This is a genomic window from Mucilaginibacter sp. (assembly GCF_036383575.1).
Classification (GTDB): domain Bacteria; phylum Bacteroidota; class Bacteroidia; order Sphingobacteriales; family Sphingobacteriaceae; genus Mucilaginibacter.
This window is the reverse complement of record NZ_DASVOB010000365.1, coordinates 1-3,429: the sequence shown is the minus strand read 5'-3', so window position 1 is coordinate 3,429 and position 3,429 is coordinate 1. Positions and strand designations below refer to the sequence as shown.

Annotated in this window: 5 protein-coding genes; 4 read left to right on the top strand and 1 reads right to left on the bottom strand. The window is 42.2% G+C overall.

From position 1 onward, the window contains the following. The 4 genes from VF500_RS12770 to VF500_RS12755 all read left to right on the top strand — a co-directional run. On the top strand, positions 1-96 hold a 96-nt coding region (locus VF500_RS12770), incomplete at its 5' end, for an inner membrane CreD family protein (protein WP_330860040.1). 329 nt (positions 97-425) lie between these two features. Beyond that, positions 426-1,832 carry a 23S rRNA (uracil(1939)-C(5))-methyltransferase RlmD gene (gene rlmD / locus VF500_RS12765; protein WP_330860039.1) on the top strand — a complete coding sequence of 469 codons (1,407 nt, stop codon included), beginning with the start codon at positions 426-428 and terminating at the stop codon, positions 1,830-1,832. A gap of 194 nt (positions 1,833-2,026) precedes the next feature. Beyond that, the gene (locus VF500_RS12760) at positions 2,027-2,422 is read left to right on the top strand and encodes a hypothetical protein (protein ID WP_243485588.1); all 396 of its coding nucleotides are present in this window, start codon (positions 2,027-2,029) and stop codon (positions 2,420-2,422) included. Between the two features lie 85 nt (positions 2,423-2,507). Next, positions 2,508-3,020: a phosphoribosyltransferase family protein gene (locus VF500_RS12755; RefSeq protein ID WP_330860038.1), complete on the top strand. Its 513-nt coding sequence runs from the start codon at positions 2,508-2,510 to the stop codon at positions 3,018-3,020. Between the two features lie 120 nt (positions 3,021-3,140). Here VF500_RS12755 and VF500_RS12750 read toward each other — a convergent pair. Then, positions 3,141-3,429 (bottom strand): shikimate kinase (locus VF500_RS12750; protein ID WP_330860037.1); only part of this gene is annotated, 289 nt, incomplete at its 5' end.

The following is a 3,429-nucleotide window of genomic DNA, read 5'->3' as shown; positions in this document are numbered from 1 at the left end:
GAAGATCTTGCCTTAATGGTTGGCAGTATCGCCCTATTCATCATCATAGCAGTATTGATGTATTTTTCGCGCAAAATAAACTGGGATAAAAATTAATATCAATCAATAAACATCAGAAGCCACTCAAGCTTCTGATGTTTGCAAAAAATACCTTATACCGATTTGGTTTTTAGTTTAAAAATTACTATGTTAGCATAGTAATTTTTTATTTTATGAGCCGCGAACTAACAGACTTTTCCGACCTGATTGATGAGCAATTTGAGATAGAAGATATCGACACCACTGATATGGTTAAATATCTGCTAAGCTTATTTGTTTAAAAATCCCGGTTTAATATCGCAACGCCTTTAAAAGGCGAACGGCTTTCTTTTGCTTCTTCCCTCCCATTTTCAGGATTAAATAAATACGGTTAACTTTGCAGCCTGATGAGTAAAGCTAACAAACCAAAGTTTTTTGAGAACGTACAGATCATTGACATTGCCGAAGAAGGCAAAGGCGTAGGCAAAGCAGATGATTTTGTTCTTTTTGTAGATAAAGCCGTACCCGGCGATGTTGCTGATGTACAAGTGTACCGGAGTAAGAAAAACTTCGGCGAGGGTAAGATCACCGAATTAAAAAAATCTTCAGAATACCGCACTGAGGCATTTTGCGAGCACTTCGGTACCTGCGGGGGCTGCAAGTGGCAGCACATGACCTACGAAGCCCAGCTCAAATTCAAACAAAAATCGGTTGTGGACGCCTTAAGCCGTTTGGCTAAGATCAATGTCGATGGTATTATGCCTATTGTGCCTTCTCCAGCCGATAAATACTATCGCAATAAACTTGAATTTACTTTCTCCAACAAACGCTGGCTTTACGATGGCGAAAACAAGGAAGACGGTACCCTGAACATGAATGCCCTCGGTTTTCATATCCCCGGCCGTTTTGATAAGATATTGGATGTAAACCATTGTTATCTTCAGGCCGAACCATCCAACAGCCTGCGTAATGAGATCCGTGATTTTACCATACAGCAAGGCTATACTTATTACGATCTGCGAAACCACAGCGGCATGCTCCGCAATTTGATCGTGCGCACCTCATCAACCGGCGAGATCATGGTGATCGTGGTTTTTGCTTATGCAGAAAAAGAAGAGATCAATAAACTGATGAGCCATGTTGATACCCGCTTTCCGGAGATCACCTCATTGCTCTATATTGAAAACCAGAAAAAGAACGATACCATATTTGACCAGGATGTTATAGCCTTTAAAGGGCCGGAATATATCCACGAAGAAATGAATGGTATAAAATTCCGCATCGGACCAAAATCATTTTATCAAACCAACTCAATCCAGGCACTTCGCCTGTATGAAATAACCCGCGATTTTGCCGGCTTTAAAGGCGACGAGCTGGTATATGACCTTTACACCGGCGCAGGCACCATTGCCAACTTTGTGGCCGGACACGTACGTGAGGTAGTTGGCGTTGAATATGTACCAACAGCCATTGAAGATGCCAAAGTAAATTCAGCTATCAATAATATCACCAATACAAAGTTTTATGCCGGCGATATGAAGGATGTACTGGTAGCCGATTTCGTAGCAGAACACGGCAAACCGGATGTGATTATAACCGATCCACCGCGTGCAGGCATGCACCCGGACGTTGTGGCCCGCCTCATGGAAATCGAAGCACCTAAAATTGTTTACGTAAGCTGCAACGCCGCCACCCAGGCCCGCGACTTGCTGGTATTAAAAGAAAAATACGACACGGTTAAAATTCAGCCTGTAGATATGTTCCCGCATACACAGCATGTGGAAAATGTGGTGTTGCTGGTTTTGAGAGATTAGAGGTTGGAGATAAGAGGTTAGTTATGTTTGGCCTATGGTTCATGGCTGATAGTTCATAGCCGAAGCCTTATCAGCGAAATCAACATAATCAAAAAACCATCAACGGTCAAAATCGGTGAAATCATCCTAAAATCGGTGAAATCACAAAACAAAAAAAATCAACGAAATCATCGTAATCAAAAAAATCAACGGTCATGAACCCTGAAGAACTGCTTAACGAAGGAAATGAACGCAACAAACCGGCGGCTGATAGTCCGCTGATAAGTTTGGAGCGCGACCTTAAATATTTTAACGAGTCAATTAAAGAGGTATCTGAGGAGATCATGAACGAAGGTCTTTCCTCTTACCCTATTTTTATTGCCCACCAGCATGAGTTAAGTATTGGTGAGCTGATACTTGACCGCCACGATTTAAACTCCGAATGGAGCATCCATGCTTCAACCCTTGAGGAATTTGTGGAGCGTGACGTTATAAAACCCGTGTTAAAGGAACGTTTTATTAAAAGCTACAAAGACCCCTATGAATACATGTGTGTATTTGTTGTGGTACCCGAAGGTGCAAACTTTGTGTATTTTCCATACGTGAAATAATTATTGAAAGTTAAAAACTGCGGGGTTGCTTGTATGAGCGTTACTTGTATATTTACCACAGTTTAGCCAACGTTACAACAATAACATGTCTGAAAAAAAGCTTCTCATATTAAACAAGCAACAGATCCAGCAAAAGCTCGACAGGATGGCCTACCAGATACTGGAAGATAATTTTGACGAGGAAGAAATATTAATAGCCGGTATCCTGCCGCGCGGCAATCACATTGCCGAACGCCTGAAAACCATACTCGACGGCATTGCGCCTTTTAAAAGCCGCCTGCTTACCATCGAACTTGAAAAACAAAGCAGCAGTCTGAGCGCCAACATTGATTTTGAGGTTGAAGAATGTAGTAATAAAGTAGTAATATTGGTTGATGACGTATTGAACAGCGGCAAAACGCTTGCTTACGGCTTCGGCGTATTTTTAGATGTACCGCTTAAAAAGCTCCGCACCGCGGTATTGGTTGACCGCAATCATAAAAGTTTCCCTATTACCACAGATTTTGCAGGTGTAGCACTATCAACTGTTATTAAAGAGCATGTTGACGTAGTACTTGATGAAGAAGATGGACAAGAGGATGCGGTTTATTTGAGGTAGAATAGCTAAATATAAAACTCATGTCATTGCGAGCGCAGCGTGGCAATCGCATACTATACAGGGCGGACCTGCTTACGTGCGATTGCCACGCTGCGCTCGCAATGACATAGTAGAGATTAGTTATACACCCAACGCCTCTTCCAACTTCTCAACCGACATATCTATTCCTTCAACAATATTGCTTGCCTGCAAGTAAAAGCTTTCACGCTCGGCCAGTTTACCGGTTATAAACTCAACAAGCTCTTCGCCTTTTTTACCTTGCAGTACAGGGCGTATGGTTTTACTATTTTCCAGCCTATCGGCCAGTGTTTTGGGCGATAATTTGATATATAATGTTTTGCCATTGGCATTCATCCAGTCCATATGGTCAAAAAAGCAGGGTAATCCTCCGCCAGTTGATACCACGGTA

What these genes read in the sequence shown, in the direction of transcription:
- VF500_RS12760 (WP_243485588.1), top strand. Translation starts at nt 2,027, where the DNA reads ATGAACCCTGAAGAACTGCTTAACGAAGGAAATGAACGCAACAAACCG.
- VF500_RS12755 (WP_330860038.1), top strand. Translation starts at nt 2,508, where the DNA reads ATGTCTGAAAAAAAGCTTCTCATATTAAACAAGCAACAGATCCAGCAA.
- rlmD (WP_330860039.1), top strand. Translation starts at nt 426, where the DNA reads ATGAGTAAAGCTAACAAACCAAAGTTTTTTGAGAACGTACAGATCATT.